Origin of the sequence: Achromobacter sp., from assembly GCF_036567245.1 — a bacterium.
Classification (GTDB): Bacteria; Pseudomonadota; Gammaproteobacteria; order Burkholderiales; family Burkholderiaceae_B; genus Achromobacter.
Genome location: NZ_DATCUY010000380.1, coordinates 1 through 16,082, shown reverse-complemented (window position 1 = coordinate 16,082; position 16,082 = coordinate 1). Strand labels below are relative to the sequence as shown.

The following is a 16,082-nucleotide window of genomic DNA, read 5'->3' as shown; positions in this document are numbered from 1 at the left end:
CGGATGCTTGCGGCTGGCGCGGCAGCGCAGGCGCGGATCCACGGGCGGGTTGTAGGCCAGCCCGATGTGGGCCGCATCAGAAGCTACCGCTTCGACCACCTCGTTCACCGAACCCACGTTGACGCTGATGTTGATCTGCGGATATTCGATGCAGAACGGCCCGACCACGTGCTCCATCAGGCCGTCGATGAAACCTTCGCTGATCATCAGCTGCACGTTGCCGCGCTGCATGCCGCGCAACTCCTGCAGGCGCGCGTTCAGGTGTTCCTGCTGGGCGCGACAGCCGCGGTGGTACTCCAGCAGCATGTCGGCGGCCTCGGTCGGCGTCAGCCCGCGCGAACGCCGCTCGAACAGCTGCACGCCCAGTTCCTTTTCCAGCAGCTGTATCTGCCGGCTGATGACGGAGGCCGCCGTATCCAGCTTGTCAGCCGCGCCCCGGATCGAGCCGCAGGCCATGACCTCGTTGAAGTATTTCAGGCGGACCTGGCTGATTTCCTGCATGGCGCGCATTCCTGGCGCGCTTGATCGCGCCGGTTGAGGGTGATTCCGGAGTTGCCCGTAGTGTTGCCCATAGGGCAACGATAATTTATCACCCCGGTCATTGTTCGGAACGCCACAGTCTTCCAATAATGGCGGCCCGGACGCCATAGGGCTTCCGGCGCAACCCCAGCCACCGCGGGCGCCAGACCCGCGCGAGGAGACATGCAATGCCAAATCCGACCACGCCGGGCGCGGACCCGCGCCTGGCCCCCCTGTACCGCAAGATCACATGGCGCCTGCTGCCCTTCTTGCTGCTCTGTTACGTCTTTGCCTACCTGGACCGCATCAACATCGGCTTCGCCAAGCTGCAGATGCAGCAGGACATCGGCATCTCGGACGCCGTCTACGGTCTGGGCGCCGGCATCTTCTTCCTGGGCTATGTCCTGTTCGAAGTGCCCAGCAACCTGCTGCTGACCCGCATCGGCGCGCGCCGCACGATCAGCCGCATCATGGTGCTATGGGGCCTGACCTCGGCCTCGATGCTGTTCGTGCAGGGCGAATGGAGCTTCTACATCCTGCGCTTCATGCTGGGGGTGTTCGAAGCCGGCTTCGCGCCCGGCATGATCTTCTACCTGACCTATTGGTACTCGCAGTCGCGCATGGCCGGCGTCATGGCGGTGGTGATGCTGGCCGGCCCCATCGGCGGCATTGTCGGCGGCCCGGCATCGGCCTGGATCATGACGGCGTTCTCGGGCGCGCACGGCCTGGACGGCTGGCAATGGATGTTCCTGCTCGAAGGCCTGCCCTGCGTGCTGCTGGGCGTGGTGGCCTACCGCTACCTGGACGACAAGCCGGCCGAGGCCAAGTGGCTCAGCGCAGAAGAAAAGACGCTGCTGGCGTCCGACCTGGAAACCCGCGGCGCGCAGCAGAAGCATGCCTTCAAGCAGGTGCTGCGCGACCCGGCCATCTACGGCATGGCCCTGACGTACTTCTGCCTGATCTGCGGCATCTATGCCGTGAGCTTCTGGCTGCCCACGCTGCTCAAGCTGGCCGGCGTGCAGGACACCATGGAAATCGGCCTGTACTCCGCCATTCCCTACATCGCCGCGGCCGCCTTCATGCTGTGGTTCGCGCGCAGCTCGGACCGCATGCAGGAACGGCGCTGGCATACCCTGGTTCCCGCCCTGCTGGCCGGCGTATCGCTGTGCGTGGCCACCGCCGCGCCCACGCAATTCGCGCTATCCCTGACGTCCATCACGCTGGCCACGGGCTTCATGTGGGCCTCTTACACGGTATTCTGGGCGATTCCCTCGCAGTACCTCAAAGGCGAAGCAGCGGCCGGCGGCATCGCGCTCATCAACAGCATCGGCCTGCTCGGCGGCTTCCTCAGCCCGTCCATCATCGGCTGGTCCAAGCAGGCCACCGGCACGCTGGCTGGCGGCCTGTACGTGATCTCCGCCTTGCTGGTGGCCGGCGCCCTGCTCCTGCTGGTGAACCGTCCGCCCCGTCCCGCGCCCGCCCGCGCCTGAAATCCGACCCACAGGAAACGATCATGCATATTCTGGTTGCTGGCTTCCAGCACGAAACCAACACCTTTGCGCCGTCGCTCGCCGCCTACGACAACTTCGTGCGCGGCGAAGGCTTCCCGGCCATGGTGCGCGGCAAGGACATGCTGGCGCTGCGCGAGGTCAATATCCCCGCCGGCGGCTTCATCAATGCAGTGCTGGCCCAGGGCCACACGGTGGAAACCGTGATCTGGGCGGGCGCCAGCCCCTCGGCCCACGTCACACGCGACGCCTATGAACGGATCGCCGGTGAAATCCTGGATGCCGCCCGCAACGGTACCTATGACGCCGTCTACCTCGACCTGCATGGCGCCATGGTCGCCGAGCACCTGGACGATGGCGAAGGCGAACTGCTGGCACGCATGCGCCAGATCGTCGGCCCCGGCGTGCCGGTTATCGCCAGCCTGGACCTGCACGCCAACGTCACCGCGCAGATGCTGCAGGCAGCCGACGGCCTGGCTGCGTTCCGCACCTACCCGCACGTGGACATGGCGGACACCGGCGCGCACGCGGCGCGCCTGCTGCAGGCCCGCATCGCGGCCGGCGACAACTGGAGCCGCAGCGAGCGCCGCCTGCCCTTCCTGATTCCGATCAACGGCATGTGCACGATGCTGCAGCCCTCCAAAGGCGTGTACGAACTGCTGGAAAGCCTGGAACAAACGCCAGGCGTGGCCTCCATCTCGTTCGCGCCCGGCTTCCCGGCGGCAGACTTCCCCGAGTGCGGTCCGGTGGTCTGGGCCTATGGCACGGATGCGGCAGCGGTCGAACGCGTGACCGAAACCCTGTATCAGCGCGTGCTGGAACTGGAGCCGCAATGGTCGCCCGACTTCCTCGAACCCTCCGAGGCGGTGCGCCGCGCACAAGCCCTGGCGGCGGGCGCATCGCGCCCCGTGGTCATCGCGGACACGCAGGACAACCCGGGAGCGGGCGGCGACGCCAACACCACGGGCATGCTGCGCGCGCTGGTGGAAGCCGATGCGCAGAACGCCGCGCTAGGGTTGTTCTGCGACCCTGAAGCCGTGCGCCTGGCCACCAAGGCCGGAATCGGCAACAAGGTCCGACTGAGCCTTGGGGGCCAGTCCGGCGTCGCGGGTGATTCGGCTTTCGAAGGCGAGTTCGTGGTCGAAACCCTGTCGCCCGGCAAACTGCGCTTTAACGGGCCGATGATGAATGGCATGGACGTGGACCTGGAAGCGGTGGCCGGCCTGCGCATCGGCGGCGTGCGGGTGGTGGTCAGCGCCACCAAGTCGCAAATGCTGGACCGCAACCTGTTCCGCGTGGGCGGCGTGCAGCCCGAGGAAATGGCGATACTGGTGGTGAAGAGTTCCGTGCACTTCCGCGCAGACTTCCAGCCCATCGCCCACGAAGTGCTGGTGGCCAAGGCGCCCGGCCCCATGCAGGCCGACCCGGCCGACCTGCCCTGGACCCGGCTGCAGCCCGGCATCCGCGTGCGTCCGCAAGGCAAGCCGTTCTCTTATTGAGCGCCACCCCCGCCGCGCGTCGGCGGGGTTTGCTTTCGCGCAGGGCAGTGGCAGACTGGCGGCATGAAGAAGCTCTACACGCTAGCCTACCCCAGCCTCAGCGCGCCGGACTCCCGACTCATCGAGGAGTTCCGGCGCCAGCACGACGGCCAGCATCCGCTGGTGAAGGCGCACTTCACCATGGCATTTGGCTGTGCGGGCATCGATGAACAGGCCTACCAGTTGCACCTCGAAGAGGTTGCCCGCCTGCACGGCCCGATAGATTTCGTCTGCCGCTACGCCATGCTGGGCGCGGACGCGGCGCACGCGTATGCATACCTGGTCCCCGACGAAGGCCATAGCCAACTGTCGCGCCTGCATGACGCCTTGTACCGCCAGGTGCTGGCGCCGACCTTGCGCCTGGATATCCCCTACGTGCCGCACATCACCATGGGATCGTCCACCAACCGGGCGCTGATGAAATCCCTCTGCGACGAACTGAACCGGAACGGACTCGACATCCGCGGCTCGATCGACAGTTTGACGATGGCAGTCCTGGAAAACGGCGTGATCACCGACCTGACGTCGGCGCGCCTTTCCGGCTGAGGGGCGGGACCGCGCCCGCCCCTGCGCGGCGGCCTACTTCAGCTTGGCCTGCGGACTGACGAAGTCCTCCAGGGTCAGGCCCTTTTCCTTCAGGATGGCTTCCAGCAGCGGCTGCAGCTTGCCCAGGCTTTCCTGCACGGTTTCGCGCACGGTATCGACCACCACCTGGGTGCTGCGTTCGATTTCGATATTGACGAAATCGCCTACCTGCTTGTCCTCGAACACCGTCATGCGGCGGGTTTCCGGAATCAGCCAGACCTCGAACCAGCCTTCGGCGCGGTTGACTTCCGATACAGTCAGGCTGGCGCCGTTGATGGCGATATAGCCCTTGGCGAAGACGTACTTGCGGAAAGCCTCCGGGATGCTGAAACGCATCAGGCGGTTGGTGTCGGACGATTTCACCATCACCACTTCGGAGGTGAAATCTACGTGTCCGGACAAGGGGTGGCCGCCTATCTCGGCGCCATCCTTGGCAGCCCGCTCGACGTTGGCGCGGTCGCCCTCGCGGTAGCTGCCCAGCGTGGTGATGGCCAGGCTTTGCAGCATGACGTCGAAGGTGGCCTGGTTCTCGGACAGGATTTCCGTGACGGTCAGGCAGACGCCATCCGTCGACACGCTGGCGCCAATGGCCAGGTCGACGCAAAAACCAGGGGGAAAATCCAGCGTGAAAGTGCGCAGGCCTTCGCGATCCGCGATCTTGGCGATCTTCGCGGTGCCTTGAACAATACCGGTGAACATACGGATCCTGAATGCGGGGCGGCGCGCCCCTGAAGCAAAACATCAACGTTAACCGATATTTTGCCAGGGGCTGCGCCGCCCGCAAGCCGGGATCAGTGGCGGATGGCGATCGTCTTCAGGGTGGTGAAGCCGTACAGCGCTTCAAAGCCCTTCTCGCGGCCATAGCCCGATTGGCGCGAACCGCCGAAGGGCAGTTCCACGCCGCCGCCGGCGCCGTAGTTATTGATGAACACCTGGCCGGCGCGCAGCTTGCGCGCCAGGCGCAACTGGCGGCCGCCGTCGCGGGTCCAGACGCCAGCCACCAGGCCGTACAAGGTGCCGTTGGCGATTGCCAGCGCCTCTTCCTCGGTGTCGAACACCATGGCGGCCAGCACCGGGCCGAAGACCTCTTCCTGCGCCAGGCGGCTGTTGGGCGGCACGTCGCGGAACAGCACCGGCGGCTGGTAGAAGCCGGCCTCGGGGGTACCTTCCTTCAACTTGCCGCGCGCGGCGACTTTCATGCCTTCGGCCTCGGCTTCGGCCAGGAAGCCGCGCACGCGGTCCTGCTGCCGCGCATTGATCAGCGGACCCACGTCCAGGTCGGCCGCGGCCGGACCAGTGACGGTGGCCGAGAACGCGTCGGACAGGCGCTTGAGCACGGTCTCGTACACGCCGCGCTGGATCAGCACGCGGCTGCCGGCCGAGCAGGTCTGGCCCGCGTTCTGGATGATGGCGGCCAGCAGAACCGGCATGGCGGCGTCCAGGTCGGCGTCGTCGAACACGATCTGGGGCGACTTGCCGCCCAGTTCCAGCGTGACCGGCACGTGGTTCTCGGCGGCGGCATGCGCCACCATCTTGCCCGTCTGCGGCGAGCCGGTGAACGAGATGTGGTCGATGCCAGGGTGGGCGGACAGTGCCGCGCCGGCCTCATGACCATAGCCCGTGCAGATGTTCAGCGCGCCGGCAGGCAGACCCACTTCGGCGGCGATTTCCGCCAGCTTCAGGAGCGACAGGCAGGCGTCCTCGGCAGGCTTGACCACGCAGGCGTTGCCGGCGGCCAGGGCCGCGCCCACGCTGCGGCCGAAGATCTGCAACGGGTAGTTCCAGGGCACGATGTGGCCGGTGACGCCGTGCGCTTCGCGCACCGTCAGCACGGTGAAGCCCGGGGTGTAGGGAATGGTCTCGCCATGCAGCTTGTCGACGGCGCCGGCGTAGAACTCGAAGTAGCGGGCCACGGCGGCGGCGTCGGCGCGCGCCTGCTTGATGGGCTTGCCGGTGTCGGCCGATTCCAGCTGCGCCAGCTCTTCCTGGCGCTCCAGCAGCGCGAAGGCGATGCGCATCAAGAGACGACTGCGCGCGGCGGGCGCCATCTGGCCCCACTCGCCTTCAAAAGCCTCGCGCGCCGCGGTCACGGCGCGGTCCACGTCCGCCGCGCCGGAACGCGCAATCGCCTCGAAGGGCTTGCCATCGGACGGGTTCAGGACGGGAATGGTTTCACCGGTGGCAGCGGCCACCCATTGGTTGGCGATAAAGTTCTTCTGAGTCACGATGTGCGGAGTAAAGTAGCGGCCGGACGGCCGGTTGCGGGATGGTGGCGTCGCGCGCGAGTCGCGTTTTGGCTTCGAGCCAAGGTACGGGAGCGGCTCGCAACTTGTCAATTGAATTGACAGCTTTTGTCCCAAGGGTCAGGATATTTTCTGTTCACCTCGGGTAATCCCTAATAATTCAGTGGCTTAATGTCACTCCGGATTTGTCACGGCGACTGACAAGCCCAGGTATATAGATAGCGCAGGAGCGCCTATGAGCAATGTCCGTGATCCGCAGCTTGAATCGCTGCTGGAAGCCGTGAACCGCCCCCGCCCCGAACTGGACGTGCTGGCGGAAGTGGCCTCGGGCCTGGGCTATGTGCGCGCCGAACGCTTTGCCGAGCGCGTCTACGAAAGCCTGTTCTATGCCATCGCCACCGGCAAGATCGCGCCTGGCAGCAAGCTGCCCACCGAACTGGAGCTGGCCGCATTGTTCGAAGTCTCGCGGCCGGTGGTGCGCCAGGCACTCGACCGGCTGCGCGAGGACCAGTTGGTGGATTCCATCCGCGGCTCGGGCAGCTACGTGCGCGCCAAGCCCGACCTGATGGGCGGCATGCCGGCCGTGGACCCCGCAAGGCGCGTCGGCCACATCCTGGAAGGCCTGGAACTGCGCATGGTGATCGAACCCGAATGCGCCTACCTGGCCGCCCTGCGCCGCACCGATGAAGACCTGCGCGAAATGGACCGCATGCTGACCGGCTACGAAGAAGCCGACGCCTCCGGCGCCATCGCCCATCACCACGACTACGGCTTCCACCGCGCCATCGCCGCGGCCACCAGCAACCAGCGTTTCGTGCAGGTGCTGAAGTCGCTGGAGTACGACGTCAGCCACGCCGTGAACGTCATGCGCCATCTGGTCCACAGCCAACCCTGGAAGCGCACCCGCGCCGCCATCGAGGAACACCGCCACATCTACCGGCTGATCCAGGAACAGGACGCCGAAGGCGCGCGCAACGTCATGCGCGCCCATATCGAAAAAGCCCGCAGCCGCATGCTGAACAGCGGTTCGGAACACTGAGCAGGAAGCCATTTGAATATGTCATCGCAGCAACGCCCGTCCTTGAACCTGGACCAGCAACTCGTCATCGTCACCGGCGCCAGCCGCGGCCTGGGCGCCGCCATCGCACGCGCCTTCCTGCGCGAAGGCGCCAAGGTCGTCGTCAACTATCTGAACAGCGCCGAGCGCGCACAGGCCCTGGCGGCCAGCGCGCCGGACCAGGCCATCGCAGTGCAGGCCGACGTGCGCGATCCGGCCGCCGTCGCCGCCATGTTCGCGCAAGCCAGCGCGCACTTCGGCCAGCCCGTGGGCACGGTCGTCAACAACGCCCTGCCCGCCTTCCAATTCAACGGCGACGCCCGCCCGCTAGCCGGCGCGCTGGACTGGGCGCAGATGCACGCACAACTGGAAGGCAGTGTGCGCGCCGCGCTCAACACCACCCAGGCCGCCCTGCCCGGCATGCGCGCCGCCGGCGGCGGACGCATCATCAACGTGGGCACCAACCTGGTCCAGAACCCGGTGGTGCCATACCACGACTACACCGCGGCCAAGGCCGCGCTGCTGGCCTTCACCCGCACCTTGTCGCATGAACTGGGCGCCGACGGCATCACCGTCAACATGGTTTCTGGAGGCTTGCTGCGCACCACCGACGCCTCGGCGGCCACGCCGGACGCGGTCTTCGACATGATTGCCGCGGGCACGCCGCTGCGCGAGGTCACCACGCCCGAGCAATTCGCCGACGCTGTGCTGTTCTTCGCCAGCCCCTGGTCGCGCGCGGTGACGGGGCAGAACCTGATCGTCGACGGCGGACTGGTGAAGGGCTGATCGATGAGGCGCCTGGCCGGCGCTGCACCTTTCTGGCCGGCGCGCAGCGCTATGCCTGCAGCCGCCTGGCGCTGATTTCGACTGCCGCGTACTTGATGCCCTTGAGCGCGGCATCCTCCGTCACGAAGGCGGAATCGCCCACGCCTATCCGGGTCCATGCGCGGCTTGGCGCCGTGCGCACCCAGGCCTCGTAGCCCTGCTGCGCCGCAAGCGGCCTGAGTTCGTATTCGAGTTGGTGGCCGTTGAGCCTGATCACTCCGGTTCTCATTGTTTTCTCCCCGCGCCTCAGCGCCGCCCCGCGATGGCGCAGGCACGCATCACGCCGCGTCCCGGACCCATCATGGGCGTTCCCTGGTAGTCCTGCGCCCGCACCACTTCCGAAACGCGCCGTCCATCCGCCATCCATTGGCGGGCAACGCTGACGACGTCAGTGAATTCCGGTTGCGGCCCGTCCAGCAACCAGCCCACGATGGGGACGCCCGGAATACCGGCTGCGCCGGGAGAAATCTGATCCAAATCAAGGGGCTTCATACTCCTCTCCGTTCAGGGAACTGTAGGGAGCGTAGACGCGCGGTCAAATCTCAGGGATTAGAAAACCGCAAAAAGTAGAACATTTTGTATATCTACCGCTCGCAACCGGAACGGATCATCCCCGGCAGGCCGCAGCGAGCGCCATGGAAATAAACATTCACACATAAACTATCTGGATGACGCCGCGTGCCGCCGTCCCTGACGTTTCTCCCACCAGATCACCAAGCCAGTACTCGACAGCATGGCCACCGCCGCGGGAAAGAGGCGCAAGCGCCGTAGCGCGGCATCGCGTCAAGGGAGAGGCAGTGGGAAAAGGCCTGCGGGCTAGACCGGGCCGTCGCGCTCCGCGGAGCCTGGGATGTCAATATCGCTGACGGGAGGAACCAGGCCGGCCATCGACCACAGGCGGCCAGCCTTGTCGTAGGCTTGGCGATGGGCGGCATCGGCGGCAAGCCATTGGGCCAGGTCCGTTTTGGCTCTTGCGTCGAAGGTCTCGCGCTCGTGCAGGCGCAACACCCAGGACCAGGCGATATCCCAAACCGGATCCTGATTTGGAATCACGTCATCGCGCATCGGCTACCTCGTATAGCTGGAAGACCAGGTGGCGCTATCGTATAGCAAAAAATTTAAGCAATAGCTTTCGCGACCGCCCCCTTCGCGCTCAACGACCTCAGCCTGATGGCCGCGCCGTCACACCTCCAACAAATCCCGGCAGCAAGCGACGGCTTGGGTCGCGTCGCGGAGCATGAAGTTCACAAGCGTGGCCGAGCAGCCCATTTGCCGAGCGACCTCCCGCTGCGTCAAGCCGCCCAACCTGTAGAGTTCGAAAGCGCGCCGCGTCCTGGTTGGCAAGGTGCCAAGGATCTGGTCGATGGCATCGATCACCTGGCGTTCCTGAAAGCGCCGGTCCGGCACGCAGCCGCCGGCCACCTGAGGCAATTCCCCGTCGTCCGTGTAGATGCGGTATGTCGATTCGACGGCCTGGCGACGGCAATGGTCCAGCGCCAGATTGCGGACCACCTGGCAGCAGTAGCTATAGGGCTTGCTGACATCGCGCGCGCACGATCCTTCCATGAGTTTCAAATAGGCGTCTTGAGTCACTTCGTCCGCGATTTCTGGAGTGCCGACGATTCTTTGTGCGATACGGCGGAGTTGCGCCCGATGGGCAATAAAAACGTCTCCAAGCCCCGCTCCCTGCGTACCCATGGACATCGAAGTGCCTCCGCATACAGATTGATGGTGACGTGTAAAAGCAAAATATCGAGAAAAATAAACATCAACGAAAAAGCCCCTGTCCATCGCCGCGACGCGGTCCCGCAAGCCTCGGACTGGGCTTCAGCGCGGACGCGCGTCGGCCCCGGCTGCGCGGCCACGGTATCATCTGCCTCTATCCCCGGCGGCCGCCAAGCCCGCCCCCGGATCTGTCGCCAGACATGTCGCCTACACGAGTTTTGGCGGACGGCATCCCAGAGAACCACATCAACAAACGGTCTACGCGAAACATGAAATTAGCCACCTGGAACGTGAACTCCTTGAACGTGCGCCTGCCGCAGGTGCTGGACTGGCTGGCCGCCAATCCGGTCGATGTCCTGTGCATCCAGGAACTCAAGCTCACGGATGACAAGTTCCCCGAGGCCGCCTTCACCGAAGCCGGCTACCACGCTGTCTGGGCCGGCCAGAAAACCTATAACGGCGTTGCCATCATCTCGCGCGTGCCCGGCACGTCCATGGTGCGCAACATCCCCGGCTATGAAGATCCGCAGCAGCGTGTCCTGGCGCTGACCTTTCCCAGCCCCGAAGGCGACGTTCGTGTCGTCTGCGCCTACTGCCCCAACGGCCAGTCCGTGGGCTCGGACAAGTACGCCTACAAGCTGGACTGGTTCGAAGCCATGCGCGCCTGGCTGGCCGACGAAATCAAGCAGTACCCACGGCTGGCGGTGCTTGGCGACTACAACGTCGCGCCGGCCGACGAAGACGTGCATAACCCCGAGAAATGGGAGGGCCAGGTGCTGGTGTCCGAACCGGAACGCAAGGCTTTCGGCGCCCTGCTCGACCTGGGACTGGCGGATTCCTTCCGCCTCTTCGAGCAGCCGGAGAAATCCTTCAGCTGGTGGGACTATCGCCAGTTCGCGTTCCGCCGCAACGCCGGCCTGCGCATCGATCATGTCCTCTTGTCCGCCCCGCTGGTCAAGCGTTGCATCGCCTGCGCCATCGACAAGGAGCCGCGCCGCAACGAGCAGCCCTCCGATCACGCCCCGGTCGTTGCGACCTTGGAATTCGCCTGATTTTTTGTTCGGCGGCATGTTGCGCAGGCCGGGAATATTCCTGTATAGTTTTGGTCTTGCTTCATTGGGGCGGTAGCTCAGCTGGGAGAGCGTCGCGTTCGCAATGCGAAGGTCGGGAGTTCGATCCTCCTCCGCTCCACCAAGATTCCCGCCAAGACAGGGCACTACATTTAGCGATGTAGTGCCCTGTTTTGCTTTATGGTGCGGCGCCCGGGGAACTTCGATCGCGCGCGCGCAGGTCAACTCAATAGTCCTAGCAGGGCAGCGCGAGCGACGGCTGCCGTCCGATTTCGGGCCCCGAGCTTGGAGATCGCGTTCTTCGTATGGAATCTGACCGTCGACTCGGCAATTGCCAGTATTTCGGACACGTCGCTGCTGGTCTTTCCGTCCGCCGCCCATTTTAGAATTTCGGTCTCGCGACGGGTCAGCGGAATATCAGGCGCCAATTTGAATCGCGGCAGCAAGACCTTGCTGAATGCCAGGTGCGCCGCTGTCACCAGCCATCGCATCCGCAATTCCTTGCTGAGCAACTCCGCGTCGGAAAGCTGCTCTTTCTGCCTGGCCAGCGTCAGCATTCCCACGGTTCCGTATGCGTCCAGGTTCGACTGAGCCCATCCTACACAGAGCCCCACCGCCTGCGCCTCGTCCCAAAGCTTGGGCGTTTCGGCAAACACCCTGTCCGACCACACGATAGGTATCGCGGAGCGGCTGCAGTGTTTAACGGTGGGGTCTACCTCCAGGTAGCGCGCCTGCGCGTACCGTTCCTGCCACGCGGTCGGATAATCACTGATCATTACAAACGGAGGGTTGGTAAACGGCAGGGCCGCCCGCAAACCATACGCGCAATAAGAAAACCCCAGTTCTTGTGCCACGGCCGCCACCTCGGTGAAAACGGCTTGCTCAGAGGTGGCGCTATTGGTCGCCAATAGAAGGTCTTGTGCCCACGACTTCATTCCAAATTCCGTCCCCGTGCATTTGCATCGCTATTACTTGAAAGGTGCACGGCTAAAAAAACAAAAAAAGAGCGCCGCTGTCACAATATAGTTAAACCCTTGAAATATTTCAAAATATAATAAAATGTGATTACCCATTCACTTTTTATTTAGTCTCCAGCGACGGCGGAGAAAATGGAAAATCCGGTTTTTCAATAATATTTTCCCGATCACCGAACTCTTAATATCCATATGGATATAGCAGCCATCCAAGACCTGCCGATCCTCAGGCGCTTGCGTCGGCGCGCATCATGGTGGCCGCGTCTCGCAAGGCATTCAGGAACAGCGAGGCGGCGGCGGCGGCGCGCGCATCGCGCCGCGTCATGATGCCCACGGGGTGCAGCCGCGCCTGCAAGGCCAAGGGCAGGATCGCCAGTTGCCCGTTTTCGGCCAGGGCCCGCGCCACGCGCAGCGGGATGGCCGACAGCAGCGAGGTCCGCTGCAACAGCGAGACGATGGTCAGGATGGCGCTGGATTCGATGGCGACTTGCGGAAAGCCCGCGCCGCGCGCCGAGACAGCGGCGGCAACCATGCTGTAGAGCGCCGCGTTGCGCGACGGCAGCACCCAACGGCAACGGTCCAGCGCTGCGCCGCTCAGGCGGCGGCGCGCAGCCAGCGGATGGGCCGGGCCGCAGACGACGGCGGTGGCCTCGTCGTAAAGGATCTCGCATTGCAGGTCCGCGTCCGCCCCTTCCACCCCCAGCCGTCCCACGACGCAGTCCAGTTCGCCTGCACGCAAGGCCGGCAGCAGCTGTTTCTCCAGGCCTTCGGACAGTTCGATGCGCAAGGCGGGATGTGTCTCTTGCAGGCGCTGCACCGCAAGCGGCACCAGCAGATGCGCCACGACCGGAAAAATGCCCGCGCGCACCTTGCCGGTCGCGCCGTTGGCCGCTGCCGCGAGTTCGGCGTGCGTTGCGTCCAGTTCGTTGAGCAGCAGGCGCGCGCGATCGATCATCAGCAGGCCCAGCGCGGTCGGCGCGACGCCGTGGTGCGAACGTTCGAACAAGGACTGGCCGGCCAGCGCCTCGGCCTCGCCCAAAAGCTTGCTCAACGCAGGCTGGCTGAGGTGCATTGCTTCGGCCGCCCGGTGCAGATTGCCCACGCGCCCCAACTCGTCCAGCAGGACCAGGTGGCGGATGCGCAGGCGCGACCGCAGTTGCTGCAAGGTGGGAGTTTCCGGCATGGATTTCGCTCGGCAAGTTGGTTATCGATTGATAAGGAATTGCAATTATCTAGTTATCGTCAACACGCCCATACTAGGATCATCCCGCTAGCCGGGGCATATCCAGAAAAAGGGGAATAGCCATGTATCGTCGTCTTGCCGCGCTGGCTCTGGCCTGCGCCTTGGCGCCTTGCGCCGCTGCCGCTGACATCCGCATCGGCGTGATCGCCAGCAGTACCGGACCCGGGGCTTCCATGGGCTCGCTGTACCGCAGCACCGTGCCGCTGCTGCCCAAGACGCTGGGAGGCCAGCCGGTGGAATACATCGCGCTGGACGATGCGACCGATCCGTCGTCGGCGGTCAAGACGGCGCGCAAGCTGGTCACCGAAAACAAGGTGGACGCCATCATCGGCCCAAGCAATGTGCCGACTTCGATGGCCGTCACGGAAGTCGCCCGCGAAGCGCGCACGCCGCAGTTGTCGCTGGCGCCCATCGTGGTCAGCCCCGACCGCGCCGAATGGATCTTCGTGGTGGCCCACGGCATAGACCTGATGGTGGACTCGCTGACTGCCGACATGGCAAAGCGCGGCGTGAAGACCGTCGCGTACATCGGCTTCTCGGACGCCTGGGGCGACGCCGTCTACCGCGCGCTGCAGGAATCTGCCGGCAAGCGCGGTATCAAGGTGCTCAGCAACGAACGCTATGCCCGCACCGACAATTCAGTCACGGCCCAGGTGCTGAAGATCGTTTCGCTCAACCCCGGCGCCGTGCTGGTCGGCGGCTCGGGCACGCCGGGCGCCCTGCCTCATCTGTCGCTGCGCGAGCGCGGCTACCAAGGCGTGCAATACAACACGCATGGCGTCATCAACAAGGATTTCCTGAAGCTCGGCGGCAAGGGCGTGGATGGCGTGATCGTGCCCAGCGGCCCGGTGCAGGTGGTGGAACAGCTGCCCGCGGACAGCCCGATCAAGCCGGTCGCCACGCGTTACGCCCAGCAGTACGAAGCGACCTACGGCGCCGACTCGCGCAACGCCTTCGCGCCCTACACCTACGACGCCTATCTGTTGCTGGACGCGGCCGTCGCCAAGATCCCCGCGCGCACCCAGCCCGGCACCCCGGCCTTCCGCCAGGCGCTGCGCGACGCGTTGGAGAGTCTGCAGGGCACCGTCGGCACCCAGGGCATCTACATGATGTCGCCCACCAACCACAACGGCCTGGATGAGCGCGGCGTCGTGCTGATGCAGGCCCGTTCGGGCGCCTGGCAGTTCCTGCCCTGAGCCGCCCTTTTGCAGCAGGAGTCCGCATGACCGGCGTACACATTCCCTATGGCGTGTATTGGAGCACCCCTTTCTCGCGTTGGCAGGGCAGCCTGTCGCGCCTGCACAGCCTGCGCTTCGCGGCCTGGACCGCGCGCCGCGAACTGGAGCGCCGCGGCATCACCCCCACGGCGCTGCAAAGCGCGGTGCTGGGCTGCTCGGTACCGCAACAGGGCTCGTTCTATGGCCTGCCCTGGGTGGCCGGCATGCTCGGCGCGCCCCATCTGGCGGGGCCGGTAGTCTCGCAGGCCTGCGCCACGTCGGTACGCGGCCTGGCCACGGCCGCGGCCGAACTCATGCTCGGCCACGCCGAGACCTCGCTGGTCCTCATGGCCGACCGCGTGTCCAACGGCCCGCAGCTCTACCACCCCGATCCGGCCGGCCCTGGCGGCTCCGGTTCGCACGAAAACTGGGTGCTGGACAACTTTACGCACGATCCGTGGAGCGGCCTGTCGATGTTGCAAACCGGGGAGCGCGTGGCCGAGCGCCACGGCATCTCCACGGACGAACAGAATGCGGTCACCCTGCGCCGCTATGAGCAATACGCGCAAGCCTGCGCCGACGGCCGCCGGTTCCAGCAGCGCTACATGACACTGCCCTTCGAGGTGCCCGACGCGCGCTATGCCAAGATTGCATCGGTGCTGGAAGGCGACGAAGGCATCCACGCCACCACCGAGGCGGGCCTGGCGCGCCTGGCACCGGTGCTGCCCGGCGGCACCATCACCTATGGCGGCCAGACCCATCCGGCGGACGGTAACGCGGGCATGATCCTGGCGACCGCCGGGCGCGCACGTGAATTATCGCGTCGGCCCGAGATCGGCATCGAGATCCTGGCCTTCGGCCAGTCGCGCACCGAAAAAGGCTACATGCCGCAGGCGCCCATCGAAGCCGCCGGCAGCGCGCTGCAACGCGCCGGCCTGTCGATGGCCGACCTGCACGCGGTGAAGACGCACAATCCCTTTGTGGTGTCCGACATCGCGTTGGCGCGCGCCACGGGGTTCGACGTAATGGCCATGAACCAGTACGGCTGCTCGCTGGTCTGGGGCCACCCTCAAAGCCCAACCGGGCTTCGGTCCGTCATCGAACTCATCGAGGAACTGGCCGAGCGCGGCGGCGGCCTGGGCCTGTTCACGGGCTGCGCAGCCGGCGACAGCGCCATGGCGGTGGTATTGCGCGTGGACGCCGGCGGAGCCGCCCGATGAACCACGCCAGCCTTGAAGGCGTCCTGCGCATTCCCGCCCTGCTGGCCCGCGCGGCGCGCGACTGTCCCGAACGCACCGCCCTGGTCTGCGGCACGCGCCGCATCGACTACCGGCGCTACGCCGCCGAAGTCTGGGCGACCGCCCGCCATCTGCGCGCCCACGCTGCCTCGGGCGCGCGGGTGGCAACGCTGCTGGGCAACTCGGACCTGGCCTGCGTGATGACGCTGGCGCTGCAATGTTCGGGCAACCAGCACGTGCCCCTGAATCCGCTCTACACGGCGCGCGAACTGGAGTTCATCCTGCGCGACGCGCAGCCCGCGCTGCTGATCGCCGATGCGCCGTCGGCCGCCGTCGCGAC

The 16,082-nt window shown here is 65.4% G+C and carries 18 protein-coding genes and 1 tRNA gene; 10 read left to right on the top strand and 9 right to left on the bottom strand.

Translation table 11 applies throughout. The annotated features are described in order from the left end of the window. Positions 1 to 501 (bottom strand): LysR family transcriptional regulator (locus VIR09_RS16355; protein ID WP_332013823.1); only part of this gene is annotated, 501 nt, incomplete at its 3' end. Between the two features lie 206 nt (positions 502 to 707). On the opposite strand from VIR09_RS16355, the gene VIR09_RS16350 reads away from it, so the two are divergent. From VIR09_RS16350 to VIR09_RS16340, 3 genes are all read left to right on the top strand, one after another. Further along, positions 708 to 2,009 carry an MFS transporter gene (locus VIR09_RS16350; RefSeq protein ID WP_332013822.1) on the top strand — a complete coding sequence of 434 codons (1,302 nt, stop codon included), beginning with the start codon at positions 708 to 710 and terminating at the stop codon, positions 2,007 to 2,009. A 23-nt stretch (positions 2,010 to 2,032) separates the two neighbouring features. After that, positions 2,033 to 3,526 carry a M81 family metallopeptidase gene (locus VIR09_RS16345; RefSeq protein ID WP_332013821.1) on the top strand — a complete coding sequence of 498 codons (1,494 nt, stop codon included), beginning with the start codon at positions 2,033 to 2,035 and terminating at the stop codon, positions 3,524 to 3,526. A 63-nt stretch (positions 3,527 to 3,589) separates the two neighbouring features. Further along, on the top strand, positions 3,590 to 4,111 hold the full coding sequence (locus tag VIR09_RS16340; protein ID WP_332013820.1) for a 2'-5' RNA ligase family protein: 522 nt from the start codon (positions 3,590 to 3,592) through the stop codon (positions 4,109 to 4,111). 33 nt (positions 4,112 to 4,144) lie between these two features. Here the strand turns inward: VIR09_RS16340 and VIR09_RS16335 are convergent, their stop codons facing one another. Together VIR09_RS16335 and VIR09_RS16330 are read right to left on the bottom strand one after the other, a co-directional pair. Continuing rightward, positions 4,145 to 4,849, bottom strand: coding sequence for a riboflavin synthase subunit alpha (locus tag VIR09_RS16335; RefSeq protein ID WP_332013819.1), 705 nt, complete (start codon positions 4,847 to 4,849; stop codon positions 4,145 to 4,147). Between the two features lie 92 nt (positions 4,850 to 4,941). Further along, positions 4,942 to 6,378, bottom strand: coding sequence for an aldehyde dehydrogenase family protein (locus VIR09_RS16330; RefSeq protein WP_332013824.1), 1,437 nt, complete (start codon positions 6,376 to 6,378; stop codon positions 4,942 to 4,944). A gap of 250 nt (positions 6,379 to 6,628) precedes the next feature. Here VIR09_RS16330 and VIR09_RS16325 point away from each other — a divergent pair, with 250 nt between their 5' ends. Together VIR09_RS16325 and VIR09_RS16320 are read left to right on the top strand one after the other, a co-directional pair. Next, entirely contained in the window at positions 6,629 to 7,432 is an 804-nt protein-coding gene (locus tag VIR09_RS16325) for a FadR/GntR family transcriptional regulator (protein ID WP_332013818.1), read from the top strand. Between the two features lie 18 nt (positions 7,433 to 7,450). Beyond that, a complete protein-coding gene (locus VIR09_RS16320) occupies positions 7,451 to 8,236 on the top strand; it encodes a 3-oxoacyl-ACP reductase (protein WP_332013817.1) in 786 nt (261 codons plus the stop codon). Between the two features lie 49 nt (positions 8,237 to 8,285). Here the strand turns inward: VIR09_RS16320 and VIR09_RS16315 are convergent, their stop codons facing one another. The 4 genes from VIR09_RS16315 to VIR09_RS16300 form a co-directional block, all read right to left on the bottom strand. Further along, complete coding sequence (locus VIR09_RS16315; protein WP_332013816.1) at positions 8,286 to 8,504, bottom strand: hypothetical protein; 219 nt, start codon at positions 8,502 to 8,504, stop codon at positions 8,286 to 8,288. 17 nt (positions 8,505 to 8,521) lie between these two features. After that, on the bottom strand, positions 8,522 to 8,767 hold the full coding sequence (locus VIR09_RS16310) for a hypothetical protein (protein WP_332013815.1): 246 nt from the start codon (positions 8,765 to 8,767) through the stop codon (positions 8,522 to 8,524). 324 nt (positions 8,768 to 9,091) lie between these two features. Beyond that, complete coding sequence (locus tag VIR09_RS16305; RefSeq protein ID WP_332013814.1) at positions 9,092 to 9,340, bottom strand: DUF4880 domain-containing protein; 249 nt, start codon at positions 9,338 to 9,340, stop codon at positions 9,092 to 9,094. Between the two features lie 117 nt (positions 9,341 to 9,457). Beyond that, the gene (locus tag VIR09_RS16300; RefSeq protein ID WP_332013813.1) at positions 9,458 to 9,979 is read right to left on the bottom strand and encodes a sigma-70 family RNA polymerase sigma factor; all 522 of its coding nucleotides are present in this window, start codon (positions 9,977 to 9,979) and stop codon (positions 9,458 to 9,460) included. Between the two features lie 290 nt (positions 9,980 to 10,269). Between VIR09_RS16300 and VIR09_RS16295 the strand changes: the two genes are divergently transcribed. Both VIR09_RS16295 and VIR09_RS16290 read left to right on the top strand, forming a co-directional pair. After that, entirely contained in the window at positions 10,270 to 11,052 is a 783-nt protein-coding gene (locus VIR09_RS16295) for an exodeoxyribonuclease III (RefSeq protein WP_332013812.1), read from the top strand. Positions 11,053 to 11,118: 66 nt separating this feature from the next. Continuing rightward, positions 11,119 to 11,194: transfer RNA gene (locus VIR09_RS16290), tRNA-Ala, on the top strand. Between the two features lie 97 nt (positions 11,195 to 11,291). On the opposite strand, the gene VIR09_RS16285 is transcribed toward VIR09_RS16290, so the two are convergent. Next, a complete protein-coding gene (locus tag VIR09_RS16285; RefSeq protein ID WP_332013811.1) occupies positions 11,292 to 12,005 on the bottom strand; it encodes an autoinducer binding domain-containing protein in 714 nt (237 codons plus the stop codon). A 265-nt stretch (positions 12,006 to 12,270) separates the two neighbouring features. Next, on the bottom strand, positions 12,271 to 13,227 hold the full coding sequence (locus VIR09_RS16280) for a LysR substrate-binding domain-containing protein (RefSeq protein WP_332013810.1): 957 nt from the start codon (positions 13,225 to 13,227) through the stop codon (positions 12,271 to 12,273). Between the two features lie 122 nt (positions 13,228 to 13,349). On the opposite strand from VIR09_RS16280, the gene VIR09_RS16275 reads away from it, so the two are divergent. The 3 genes from VIR09_RS16275 to VIR09_RS16265 all read left to right on the top strand — a co-directional run. Beyond that, complete coding sequence (locus VIR09_RS16275) at positions 13,350 to 14,483, top strand: ABC transporter substrate-binding protein (RefSeq protein WP_332013809.1); 1,134 nt, start codon at positions 13,350 to 13,352, stop codon at positions 14,481 to 14,483. Between the two features lie 26 nt (positions 14,484 to 14,509). Further along, complete coding sequence (locus VIR09_RS16270) at positions 14,510 to 15,724, top strand: thiolase family protein (RefSeq protein ID WP_332013808.1); 1,215 nt, start codon at positions 14,510 to 14,512, stop codon at positions 15,722 to 15,724. Beyond that, positions 15,721 to 16,082, top strand: a 362-nt coding sequence (locus VIR09_RS16265) for a class I adenylate-forming enzyme family protein (RefSeq protein ID WP_332013807.1), incomplete at its 3' end; no start/stop codon positions are given. The genes VIR09_RS16270 and VIR09_RS16265, both read left to right, overlap by 4 nt.